Origin of the sequence: Streptomyces sp. NPDC003300 (assembly GCF_040610915.1) — a bacterium.
Classification (GTDB): Bacteria; Actinomycetota; Actinomycetes; order Streptomycetales; family Streptomycetaceae; genus Actinacidiphila.
Genome location: NZ_JBEXNE010000003.1, coordinates 480,556 through 491,377 on the forward strand (window position 1 = coordinate 480,556; position 10,822 = coordinate 491,377).

11 protein-coding genes, 1 rRNA gene and 1 riboswitch are annotated in these 10,822 nt (G+C 69.2%); of the genes, 1 reads left to right on the forward strand and 11 read right to left on the reverse strand.

All coding sequences use genetic code 11. The annotated features are described in order from the left end of the window. Nucleotides 1–133 precede the first annotated feature (133 nt). Nucleotides 134–229, reverse strand: a riboswitch (glycine riboswitch). Between the two features lie 137 nt (nucleotides 230–366). Beyond that, nucleotides 367–744, forward strand: a complete 378-nt coding sequence (locus ABZX65_RS07025) for a PRC-barrel domain-containing protein (protein WP_355335723.1) — start codon at nucleotides 367–369, stop codon at nucleotides 742–744. Here ABZX65_RS07025 and ABZX65_RS07030 read toward each other — a convergent pair. The 11 genes from ABZX65_RS07030 to rrf form a co-directional block, all read right to left on the reverse strand. Next, nucleotides 660–2,126: a DNA polymerase IV gene (locus ABZX65_RS07030; RefSeq protein ID WP_355335725.1), complete on the reverse strand. Its 1,467-nt coding sequence runs from the start codon at nucleotides 2,124–2,126 to the stop codon at nucleotides 660–662. The genes ABZX65_RS07025 and ABZX65_RS07030 overlap by 85 nt on opposite strands. 69 nt (nucleotides 2,127–2,195) lie before the next feature. Then, nucleotides 2,196–2,801 carry a MerR family transcriptional regulator gene (locus ABZX65_RS07035; protein ID WP_355335727.1) on the reverse strand — a complete coding sequence of 202 codons (606 nt, stop codon included), beginning with the start codon at nucleotides 2,799–2,801 and terminating at the stop codon, nucleotides 2,196–2,198. Between the two features lie 166 nt (nucleotides 2,802–2,967). Next, the gene (locus ABZX65_RS07040) at nucleotides 2,968–3,441 is read right to left on the reverse strand and encodes a bifunctional nuclease family protein (RefSeq protein ID WP_031518684.1); all 474 of its coding nucleotides are present in this window, start codon (nucleotides 3,439–3,441) and stop codon (nucleotides 2,968–2,970) included. A gap of 179 nt (nucleotides 3,442–3,620) precedes the next feature. Further along, nucleotides 3,621–4,355 (reverse strand): MerR family transcriptional regulator, encoded by a 735-nt coding sequence (locus ABZX65_RS07045; RefSeq protein WP_355335731.1) that lies wholly within the window; start codon nucleotides 4,353–4,355, stop codon nucleotides 3,621–3,623. A gap of 46 nt (nucleotides 4,356–4,401) precedes the next feature. Beyond that, a complete protein-coding gene (locus tag ABZX65_RS07050; RefSeq protein WP_355335734.1) occupies nucleotides 4,402–4,935 on the reverse strand; it encodes an FHA domain-containing protein in 534 nt (177 codons plus the stop codon). Nucleotides 4,936–5,293: 358 nt separating this feature from the next. Continuing rightward, nucleotides 5,294–6,148 (reverse strand): DUF881 domain-containing protein, encoded by an 855-nt coding sequence (locus ABZX65_RS07055; protein ID WP_355335737.1) that lies wholly within the window; start codon nucleotides 6,146–6,148, stop codon nucleotides 5,294–5,296. Nucleotides 6,149–6,155: 7 nt separating this feature from the next. Next, nucleotides 6,156–6,488: a small basic family protein gene (locus ABZX65_RS07060; RefSeq protein ID WP_033175851.1), complete on the reverse strand. Its 333-nt coding sequence runs from the start codon at nucleotides 6,486–6,488 to the stop codon at nucleotides 6,156–6,158. Then, nucleotides 6,485–7,426, reverse strand: a complete 942-nt coding sequence (locus ABZX65_RS07065) for a DUF881 domain-containing protein (RefSeq protein WP_355335740.1) — start codon at nucleotides 7,424–7,426, stop codon at nucleotides 6,485–6,487. The genes ABZX65_RS07060 and ABZX65_RS07065 overlap by 4 nt, the downstream gene beginning before the upstream one ends. A 63-nt stretch (nucleotides 7,427–7,489) precedes the next feature. Then, entirely contained in the window at nucleotides 7,490–9,985 is a 2,496-nt protein-coding gene (locus ABZX65_RS07070) for a mannose-1-phosphate guanyltransferase (RefSeq protein WP_355335743.1), read from the reverse strand. A 22-nt stretch (nucleotides 9,986–10,007) separates the two neighbouring features. Continuing rightward, nucleotides 10,008–10,616, reverse strand: coding sequence for a CDP-alcohol phosphatidyltransferase family protein (locus ABZX65_RS07075; RefSeq protein ID WP_355335745.1), 609 nt, complete (start codon nucleotides 10,614–10,616; stop codon nucleotides 10,008–10,010). A 114-nt stretch (nucleotides 10,617–10,730) separates the two neighbouring features. Beyond that, nucleotides 10,731–10,822, reverse strand: a 5S ribosomal RNA gene (gene rrf, locus ABZX65_RS07080); the annotation flags it as partial.

The window sequence follows — 10,822 nt, forward strand, 5'->3', positions numbered from 1 at the left end:
GACACCCGTACGGCCTCCCCCTCTGTCATCAGAACCTGAGAGCTTCACCGCCCCCGCGGGAGCGGCTTTCACCGTCGGTGAGGGCCCGTGCCGGAAAACCGCTCCCGGTGCGTGCCCTGCTTTCCAGAGTGACCTCGTCCATGCGGTACGGATGCCTGAGAGATTCCGGGGAGGATTTGCTCCTTCGGCGCCTCCGACACTGTCTCGGAGGCTCTCCCGCACGGGGTCTGCGGCCGATCACCAGCCTACCAGCGAGGCGGCGGGACCCGGCGGGGGCGGGGGGCGGTGATCACCGCCCGAGTCGACACCGGCCAGGATGTGCCTTTGGCTGTACCCAGACATCGCTCGTCATTGGTTGGAGGGACCGTGCAGACCGACATCGATCCGCGCAGCCTGATCGGCCGCCGCGTCTTCGACCATGACGGTACGAAGATCGGCACGGTGGACGAGGTGTACCTCGACGACGCGACCGGCATACCGGAGTGGGCGGCCGTCAGGACCGGGCTGTTCACGCGCGACGCGTTCGTACCGCTGGAGCCCAGCGAAGTGGTGGACGACGAATTGCGGGTGCCGTACAAGAAGGCGCTGATCAGGGACGCGCCGGACTTCGGTGTGGGGCGCCACCTGTCGCCGGAGCAGGAGTTGCAGCTCTACCACCACTACGGGATGGACGTGCCGACGTCCGGCTCGGAGCCGCCGCCGCCCCCCGACCGGGACTTCGGGCGGCTCGCGGGCGAGGACTGAGCGTCCTCCTCCCCCTTGTCCGCACTCTTTTCCTTCCCCTGGCCCGCACCCGCCGCTTCCCGCGGGTCGAGCGGCAGCGGATCGCGGTGCGCGAGCGCCGGGTCGTCCACGGCGAAGGTCCGCACCCGGCCGGGCACGGTGTCCGAGGGCACCTCGAAGCGCACGGTGACCCGCCCGACCCCGCTTCCCTGCACCCATCCGGAACCGTACGTCTCGTGCTCCACGTCCTGGCCCGGCCACCAGAGCCTGGCCCGCTCCGGCGCGGGCGGCGGCGCCGAAGGCAGCTCCTCGGGCGCGTTCTCGTCCTCCTCGCCCTCCCCCGCCGCGTGCGCGAACAGATCCTCCTGCGTGAAGTCGGCGAGCCCGGCGACGCCCACCCCGAGCAGCCGCACACCGCCGGTGGTGTCGACAGCCTCCATCAGCCGCCTGGCGGTCTCCCGTACGAGTCCTGGGTCGTCGGTCGGCGCCCGCAGCGTCTCGGAGCGCGTCAGGGTCGAGAAGTCGTATCTGCGGACCTTGACGACCACCGTCCGCCCGGAGCGGCCCGCGCCGCGCAGCCGCTGCACGCAGCGCTCGGCGAGCCGGTCGATCTCGTACCGCACATGGGCGCGGTCGGTGAGGTCGGCGTCGAAGGTGTCCTCGACGGAGATGGACTTGACGTCGCGGTCGGCGACCACGGGGCGGTTGTCGAGGCCGGCGGCCATCGAGTGCAGGCCCGTGCCGTGCGCCTTGCCGAGCAGCCGGACCAGCTCCGGCTCCCCCGCGTGCACGATCTCGCCGACGGTGGTGATGCCCACGCGCCGAAGATGCTCGGCGGTGGCGGGCCCGACGCCGGGCAGGGTGCGTACCGGCATCGGTTCGAGCAGCGCGCGCTCGGTGCCGGGCTCGACGACGACCAGGCCGTCCGGCTTGGCCTGCTCGGAGGCGATCTTCGCCAGCAGCTTCGACCCGGCGAGCCCCACCGAGGCGGTGAGCCCGGTGCTGGCCCGGATCTCGGCGCGCAGCCGCCGGGCGACCGCCCGCGGGTCCGCGCCGTGCCCGCCCGCCTCCAGGTCCACGAACGCCTCGTCCAGGCTCAGCGGCTCTATCAGGGGTGACACCTCGTGCAGCAGCGCCATCACGGCCTCGCTGATCTGCCGGTAGATGCCGAAGCGCGGTACGAGATAGGCGGCGTTGGGGCTGAGGCGGCGGGCGTGGGCCATCGCCATCGCGGAGTGGACGCCGTGGACGCGCGCCTCATAGGACGCGGTCGATACGACGCCGCGGGGGCCGAGGCCGCCGACCACCACCGGCTTGCCCCGCAGGCTCGGCTTCGACGCCTGTTCGACCGCGGCGAAGAACGCGTCCATGTCCAGATGCAGGATCGTCGGCGCACTTCTCACAAGTACCGATCGTGCCGCACGACACCGACAATCGCCGTACACGTGTACGGCACGGCGTCGGTAAGCCGCTCAGACCGCCCGATTGCGCCGCTTCGCCAGCTCGTCGGACGGATTGTCGCCGACCAGGGTCTCGCCGGTGTCCACCCGCTCCCCGTGCATCTGGGACAGCGAACTCTCCACGTCCCGCCAGACCACGCCCACGGCGATGCCGAAGACCCCCTGGCCCCCCTGGAGCAGATCCACCACCTCGTCGGGCGAGGTGCACTCGTAGACCGTGGCACCGTCGCTCATCAGCGTCATCCTGGCCAGCTCAGTCGGCCCGACGGAGCGCAGGTGCCGTACCGCCGTCCGGATGTTCTGGAGCGAGACGCCGGTGTCCAGCAGCCGCTTCACTATCTTCAGGACGACGACGTCCCGGAAGCTGTAGAGCCGCTGCGTGCCGGAGCCGTAGGCGGGGCGGACGCTGGGCTCGACCAGGCCGGTACGGGCCCAGTAGTCGAGCTGGCGGTAGGTGATGCCGGTCGCCGCGCACGCGGTGGGCCCGCGGTAGCCGATCTGCTCGGGCGGTACGTCCTGTGCCGCCCCGCCGCCGCCCGCGTCAGCGGTGGCGCGCGCCAGTGCCCCCTGGGTCGGATACGGGCCGCCGGTCGCCAGACCGTCGCCGGTGCTTCTCACGCCGCCCTCCGTCCCTTCGCGTCCCGGGGCCGCGTGCACGTGCCATCGGGACTTTCCTCTCCGAAGGTAGGCAGTCGCCAGGGGTGCGTCAACGATCGCCACACTCGGCACGCCGAGTGATATTCACCCCACGAGTGGTTTGGCGTGTCCCGGTATCGGGAACGGCTCACTGGTTGCTCGTGCCGAAGTCCTCGGGCGAGATCTGGTCGAGGAACTCGCGGAACTTCTCCACCTCGTCCTCCTGCTCGTCCGGGATCGCGATCCCGGCGTCGTCGAGCACCCCGTCACTGCCGTAGATCGGCGTACCGGTGCGCAGCGCGAGGGCTATGGCGTCGGACGGACGGGCGCTGACCTCCACGCCGCTGGCGAACACCAGCTCGGCGTAGAAGACGCCTTCGCGCAGGTCGGTGATACGGACCTCGGTCAGCGTCTGTCCGACCGCTTCGAGTACGTCCTTGAAGAGGTCATGCGTGAGCGGTCGCGCAGGCGTCATGCCCTGCTGCGCGAAAGCGATGGCCGTCGCCTCTCCCGGCCCGATCCAGATGGGCAGGTACCGGTCGCCTCCCACTTCACGCAGGAGCACGATCGGTTGATTGGAGGGCATTTCGACCCGGACACCCACAACGTCGAGCTCGTTCACACAGCAACCCTAGGACGTGCCTGCCGGGTTTGGGTAGTCGGGCACCCCCTGGGCCGGACTTCGGCGGCTTCGTGAAGCCCGGCACAAAGTCGGCACGGGCCCCGCGGGAGACCGCTGAAAAGCCCGTACCCGCCAGGTACCGGCGCCTTTACAGGGTGTGGGAAAAGCCGAAAAACCGCTCAGAGGAGCTTGACCCGCAGCGCGGACTGCACCATCGCCGCGTGCAGCCGAACGGAGAGCGCGGCCAGCTCGCGCGCGGTGACCTCGGCGTGGGTGCGCGTCTGCGGATTGCGGTGCCGCCGCAGCGGCGCCACGACCTGCTCCACCAGACCCGCCTCCCGGTCGGCAGCGGCCTTCACCGCCCGCAAATGGCGCGGTTCGAGCCCGAAACGGCCGAGGTCGACGATGAGCCGTCCGATGTTCACCGTGTCGGCGTCGTATCCGCCGTCCCGGCCGGCCTCGACCAGGCCGTAGGACTCCCACTGGTCCAGTTCCTCGCCGTCGGCCCCGGTGGCCGCCAGCAGCTCCGTACGGCCGATCCGCAGCTCCGCGGGCGCCTGGGGCTCGATGGCGGCCTCCTGGGCCTCCCTGGACTCCGCGGGACCCGGCAGCGCCACGTGCTCGCCGCGGTCGAGCGCGTCCAGGTGCTCCCTGATCACCCGCAGCGGCAGGTAGTGGTCGCGCTGCACGCGCAGGATGTAGGCGAGCCGCTCGACGTCACGGGCCGCGAACTTGCGGTATCCGGACGGGGTGCGCTGCGGCTCGACCAGACCCTCGGCCTCCAGGAAACGGATCTTGGAGATGGTGACCTCGGGGAACTCGTCCTGGAGCTGCCCCAGGACGGCGCCGATGCTCAACAGCGCGCTGTCGGCGGTGGCGGTGCCGTCTCCGGCACCGCCCTGCGTTCTCGGCATGAACACCTTCCCTGGGGTCCCCCGGACCGGGTCCGGGGGAAAAGAGCTAGATCCCCCGCTGGCTCGCGTAGAAGACCAACCTGTATTTGCCGATCTGGACCTCGTCACCGTTGGACAGCGGCACCGCGTCGATCCGCTCCCGGTTGACGTACGTGCCGTTGAGGCTGCCGACGTCGGAGACGGTGAAGCCGCCGTCCGGGCCGCGGCGGAACTCCACATGGCGACGGGAGACCGTGACGTCGTCCAGGAAGATGTCGCTCTGCGGGTGGCGGCCGGCCGTGGTCAGCTCACCGTCCAGCAGGAAGCGGCTGCCCGAGTTCGGCCCCCGTCGCACGATCAGCAGCGCGGAGCCCATCGGCAGGGCGTCCACGGCCGACTGCGCCTCGGAGGAGAGCGACGGCGTCACATGCTGGCCGGTGACCTCCGCCTCGTACGCCTCGAGGCCCGAGATGGAGATTGTGGAGGTGGTCTCGGACGCGCGTTCCTGCCCGGCCCCTGAACCGCGCAGCGGCGCGCCGCAGTTGTTGCAGAAGCGGCTCGCCTCCGCGTTCGTGTGCCCGCACCGCGTACAAACCGGCAAGCCGAACCCTCCACCCGGGGTTGAGGTTGATGGTTCCCCGAAACCTATGCGGGGGGACGAGGCAGGGTCAACAGGCGCCACGCCGGGGCCACCGGAAAAGTCACCGCCGCCTTGCTGGTCCTCCTGCCGGAACAGCGGGCGGTCGCCGGACTGGCTCTCCTCCCCGGTGTTCCGCGGAGCACGGTGGCGCGCCGTCGCCGGGTCACCCGACTGCCGCGCGCTCTTGCCGAAAAACTTCCCAAACAACTTCACGGGCGATTCCCCTTGAAAGAAACAGACCCGCCCGTGGGGCAGGACGAACCCTCGCTACACACAGTTTCCACCACACAGCACCCCACAGATGCCCCGACCCCCCGCCTCACTGGGATGACGACCGAGCGTAGTCAGGCTGCTTCGACGGCCGCAAGGCGGACACAACGATCTTCTGCGACCTGACGACATCGGCCGTGGCCTGCTCCTTCTCCAGCGTCTGCACGACCCCGCCCGGGATGTTGAGGGCGGGCTCCAGATCCTGCGGATTTCCGATCACCTTGAACTCGTACGGCTGGGACACTTTGTGGCCGTCGATGAGCACACCGTCCGTACCCTCCGTGAAGTACGTGTCGGCGACGACCCGTACATCGTTGATCTGGATCGCCTCCGCACCGGCCGCCCGGAGTTCCTGAAGGGTGTCCAGGAGCGAGTCTGCCTGGACACCGCCCCTGGGGTCGGTGATCGTCAGCGTGATACCCGGCCCCTGGGCGGCCACCGTGCCCGCCAGGATGCCGAGCTGCTGCGCCTTGGCCTGGGTCTGCTTGAGCGCCTCCGCGGCCTGGTTGGAACTGGTCTCCAGCTCCGACCGCTGGCTCTCCAGACCCCGCTTCTCGTCCTCGAGCCGCTGGGTGCGGTTGTCCAGCTCGGTCAGGATGCGGACCAGGTCCTCCTTGCGCGCGCCGCGCAGCGCGCCGCCGCTGTCGCTCGTGGAGCTGACCTGGATCGCCAGCCCGAGGCCGAGGACGAACAGCAGGACGGCCACGGTGAGCTGGGCGCGTGACAGCCGCGGCGGCCACAGCCCGGCGACCAGGCGCTGCCGCCCGGTGACCGGCGGCGCGGCGTGCTCCGGCTCATGGGCGTGCGCGGCGTGGGCGGGCTCGTGATCGTGCGCGGCGTGGGCCGGGCCGTGCTGCTGGCGGTCCCGCCCGTCGTCCGCGGACTCGTGGTGCTCGTCGCTCATACCGTCGTCACGCCCGGAAGACGTGGCGGCGGATGGCCGCCGCGTTGGAGAAGATCCGGATGCCGAGGACGACCACGACGCCGGTGGAGAGCTGCGCGCCCACCCCGAGCTTGTCGCCGAGGAAGACGATCAGCGCCGCCACCACCACGTTGGACAGGAAGGACACCACGAAGACCTTGTCGTCGAAGATCCCGTCCAGCATCGCCCGCAGGCCGCCGAAGACCGCGTCGAGAGCGGCGACGACGGCGATCGGCAGATACGGCTCGACCCCGGTCGGCACCACGGGACGGACCACGAGCCCGACCACGACTCCCACGACGAGGCCCAGTACGGCGATCACTTCGAACCCTTCCCTGTTGTGGCGGAGTCCGCCTTCTGCTGGCCGGGGACCGGCTTGGCATACCGCACGATCAGGCTGGGCGCGGCGGCCAGGTGCAGCGTGCCCTGGACGGAGATGCTCGTGCGGATGCCGTAGTTCTGCTCCAGGACGTGCAGGTACTGACCGTCCGCACTGTCCTGGAATGCCGCGCTCAACCGCTCCCCGTCCCCGATCGCCAGCACCGTGTACGGCGGCGCCAGCGGCTTGTTGTCGACCAGTATGGCGTCACCGGCGGCCCGGATGGCGGACAGTGCGGTGAGCCGTTGGCCGTTGACGGTGATCGCCTCGGCTCCCGAGGACCACAGCCCGTTCACCACGCGCTGCATGTCGCGGTCGCGGACCCTGCCGGTGTCGGAGAAGCCGCTGCTCTCCCGCGGGCCGCCTGTGCCGCCTTCTGACGCCTCCTTGGCGTCGTCCACGACCAGCTTGACGCCGGGACCGTCCACCGGGGTCGCGCCCGACAGCAACTCGACCAAGGCGCTGCTGTCGCCGCCGTGGTCCTCCAACGCGGCCCGCTGCTCGGCGGCCACGGTGTCGCGCAGGCCGTCCACACTGCTCTGGAGCTTGTCGGCGCTGTCGGTCTCGGTCTTCACCTGGTCGATGAGCTTCTGGCGCTCCTTGGCCTCGGTGGGCGCGGCCACCCGCGTCTGGGCCGCGCCCACCGTGACGACGATGGCGGCGAGTACGAGACCCGCGGCCAGGCCCAGCTTTCCGCTCAGCCGCTTCGGCAGCCTGGAGGTGCCGACCTCGCCGCGGCGCGCGGCGGCCTCCGCGTACCCGTCGTCGAGACTGTGCTCCATGACGTTGGTGAGCAACGACATCGAGGCGTCAGGACGCCGCCGGGCAGCCCCGGGGACGGGGCTGCTCCGATCGGGTTGCTGCTGCGGCATGCCGCACATCGTCGCACGTCGGGGCCGCCACACTCGAATGGCCCCCTCACGGCGCGCCGTTCGGCCGAGGGATCAGCGTCCGGCGCTCTCCACGACCTCCGCCCACTCGTCGAGCAGTGCCTCCGCGGAGGTGTCGTCGGGCCCTTCCGCCCACAGATGCGTGACGGCCTCCGCCGGGTCGGGCAGCACCATCACCCAGCGTCCGTCCGCCTCGACCACGCGCACGCCGTCGGTGGTGTCCACCGAGCGGTCGCCCGCCGACTCCACCACGCGCCGCATCACGGAACCCTTGACGGCCCACGGTGTCGGCACGTCCCGCTTGATGACGTGAGCGCGCGGGATACGGGCGTCGATCTGGCTGAGCGTGAGCTGCGTACGCGCCACCAGTCCGATCAGCCGCACGAAGGCGGCCGATCCGTCGAAGACGCTGCTGAACTCCGGAATGATGAAGCCGCCGCGCCCGTCGCCGCCGAAGATGGTGCCCTCGGCCCTGCCGACCCTGGTCAGGTCGTCGGGCGACGTCGTCGTCCATTCGACCTGGGTGCCGTGGTACGCGGCGACCTGCTCGCCGATCCGGGTCGTGGTCACGGGCAGCGCCACCCGTCCGCTGCGGCGCTCGGCCGCGACGAGGTCGAGCATGACCAGCAGCGCCCGGTCGTCCTCGATGATCCGGCCCCGCTCGTCCACCAGGGACAGCCGCTCGCCCACGGGGTCGAAGCGCACGCCGAAGGCGGCCCGCGCCGAGGCGACGATCTCACCGAGGCGTACGAGTCCGGCCCGCCGGCTCTCGGTGGTCTCGGTCGGACGGGCCTCGTCCAGACCGGGGTTGACGGTGAGCGCGTCCACGCCGAGCCGTCCGAGGAGGCTGGGCAGCACGAGCCCGGCACTGCCGTTGGCCGCGTCGACCACGACCTTCAGACCGGCGTCGGCGATCCCGGAGATGTCCACGGCCCGCAGCAGCGCGCCGGTGTAGGAGTCGAAGACCGTGGCGGGGAACCGCAGGTCGCCGATCTCGCCGGGGAACGCCCTGCGGTACTCCTGACGGGCGAAGACCCGGTCCAGCTTCCGCTGCCCGGCCGCGGACAGGTCCGCGCCCCGCTCGTCGAAGAACATGATGTCCAGCGAGTCCGGCCGCCCCGGTGAGGTCCGGATCATGATGCCGCCCGCGCTGCCGCGCGCGGTCTGCTGCCGTGCCACGGGCATCGGCACGTTCTCCAGGTCGCGCACGTCGATCGCGCTGGTCTGGAGCGCGGAGATCACCGCCCGCTTGAGCGCACGCGCACCACGTGAGTGGTCACGCGCGGTGGTGACCGTCGCGCCCTTCTTCAACGTGGTCGCGTACGCGCCCGCCAGCCGTACGGCCAGCTCGGGGGTGATCTCGACGTTCAGAATGCCGGATACGCCTCGGGCGCCGAACAGATGCGCCTGCCCGCGCGACTCCCAGATGACCGAGGTGTTGACGAAGGCGCCGGCCTCGATCGTCTTGAACGGATAGACGCGTACGTTGCCGGCGATGTTCGATTCCTCGCCGATCAGGCACTCGTCGCCGATGACCGCGCCGTCATCGATCCGCGCGGCCCGCATGACATCGGTGTTCTTGCCGATGACACAGCCGCGCAGATTGGTCTGCTGGCCGATGTAGACATTGTCGTGGATGACGGCCTTGTGCAGGAAAGCGCCTGTTTTCACGACCACATTGGAGCCGATGACGCTGTGCTCGCGAATCTCGGCACCCGCCTCGACCTTGGCGTAGTCGCCGATGAAGAGCGGGCCGCGCAGGATGGCGTCGTGGTGCACCTCGGCGCCTTCCGCGACCCACACGCCGGGGGAGATCTCGAAGCCGTCGATGTCGACGTCGACTTTGCCTTCGAGTACGTCGGCCTGGGCCTTCACGTAGCTCTCGTGGGTGCCGACGTCCTCCCAGTAGCCCTCGGCGATGAAGCCGTAGACGGGCTTGCCCTCCTTCATGAGCTGCGGGAAGACGTCGCCCGACCAGTCGACGGACACGTCGGCCTGGACGTAGTCGAAGACCTCGGGCTCCATCACGTAAATGCCGGTGTTCACCGTGTCTGAGAACACCTGGCCCCAGGTGGGCTTCTCCAGGAAGCGTTCCACCTTGCCTTCGTCGTCGACGATGGTGATACCGAATTCGAGGGGATTGGGGACCCGGGTCAGGCAGACCGTGACCATGGCTCCCTTCTCCTTGTGGAATTCGATCAGCTCGGTGAGATCGAAGTCCGTCAGGGCATCACCGGAGATCACGAGGAAGGAGTCGTCCTTCAACGCCTCTTCGGCGTTCTTGACGCTTCCGGCCGTCCCAAGCGGCTTCTCCTCGTTGGCGTAGGTGAGCTCCATTCCAAATTCTTCGCCGTCCCCGAAATAATTCTTCACCAGGGAGGCGAGGAACTGGACAGTCACCACCGTCTCAGTGAGTCCATGCCGCTTGAGCAGTGTCAGAACATGCTGCATGATCGGGCGATTCACCACTGGCAGCAGAGGTTTGGGCATGCTCGAGGTCATTGGGCGAAGGCGAGTGCCTTCACCGCCGGCCATGACAACCGCCTTCATGTCGGAACGTCCTCCTCGTGACTCAGTCAGCCGTGGTGTCCGCCCGCACAAGTCGGCGGACCTGCACCACATAGAGGATCCCTGCCCACCAGTACAGGGTTGTACCCCAACCTGCGAACGCCCAGCCGAAAATAGACGCCAGTGTCGCAAGCCATCCGCTTCCGTCGCTCAGGAGGAGCAGCGGAAAGGCGTACATGAGGTTGAAGGTAGCCGCTTTCCCGATGAAGTTCACCTGGGGAGGTCCGTACCCGTGCCTCCGCAGAATCAGCAGCATCACCGCCATCACGGCCTCACGGGCCAGCAGCAGGACCGTTACCCACAGTGGGAGGATGTCGCGCCATGTGAGTCCTACCAGCGTGGACAGTACAAACAGCCGGTCCGCCGCGGGATCGAGAACCCGGCCGAGACTGCTGACCTGATTCCACCGCCGGGCCAGCTTGCCGTCCAGATAGTCACTGATGCCGCTCAGGGCGAGTACGAGCAGCGCCCAGCCGTCAGCCTTCGGTCCGCCGAACTCGGGCCACAGAATCAGCCACAGGAACACGGGTACGCCCACCAGGCGGGCCATACTCAGGATGTTGGGGATCGTGAAGATCCGATCCGTTTGCACCCTTGTCTCCTGGACCTCCACCGGGGCCCCTCCTGTATGTATGTCCTGACGTTTCCGGCCAGACTCTACCGCAGACGCAAAAGAGGCCCGGCGTCGGATCCTAAGATCCGAGGCCGGGCCTCTTCCATAAAAATTGTTCGGCGGTGTCCTACTCTCCCACAGGGTCCCCCCTGCAGTACCATCGGCGCTGAAAGGCTTAGCTTCCGGGTTCGGAATGTAACCGGGCG

Coding starts and splice junctions, on each gene's coding strand:
- ABZX65_RS07070 (WP_355335743.1), bottom strand. CDS start 9,985: ATGAAGGCGGTTGTCATGGCCGGCGGTGAAGGCACTCGCCTTCGCCCA.
- ABZX65_RS07065 (WP_355335740.1), bottom strand. CDS start 7,426: ATGTGCGGCATGCCGCAGCAGCAACCCGATCGGAGCAGCCCCGTCCCC.
- ABZX65_RS07045 (WP_355335731.1), bottom strand. CDS start 4,355: ATGCCGAGAACGCAGGGCGGTGCCGGAGACGGCACCGCCACCGCCGAC.
- ABZX65_RS07055 (WP_355335737.1), bottom strand. CDS start 6,148: ATGAGCGACGAGCACCACGAGTCCGCGGACGACGGGCGGGACCGCCAG.